Source organism: Streptomyces sp. AC550_RSS872, from assembly GCF_019049285.1.
Classification (GTDB): Bacteria; Actinomycetota; Actinomycetes; order Streptomycetales; family Streptomycetaceae; genus Streptomyces.
Window position 1 is genome coordinate 1 of sequence record NZ_JAGMUL010000168.1, and the last position, 260, is coordinate 260.

The 260-nt window shown below is 66.2% G+C and carries 1 pseudogene; it reads left to right on the plus strand.

Annotated elements, in window-relative coordinates:
• Positions 1-260 (plus strand): annotated as a pseudogene (locus KUM44_RS38260) (DNA-directed RNA polymerase subunit alpha); the annotation flags it as partial.

Below are 260 nucleotides of genomic sequence, written 5' to 3' on the forward strand. Positions count from 1 at the left end.
GTGATGTACCTGCGCAAGCAGGGCCCGGGTCTGGTCACCGCCGCCGACATCGCGCCCCCGGCCGGTGTCGAGGTGCACAACCCCGACCTCGTCCTCGCCACGCTCAACGGCAAGGGCAAGCTGGAGATGGAGCTCACGGTCGAGCGTGGCCGTGGTTACGTCTCCGCCGTGCAGAACAAGCAGGTGGGCCAGGAGATCGGTCGTATCCCGGTCGACTCCATCTACTCGCCGGTTCTGAAGGTCACGTACAAGGTCGAGGC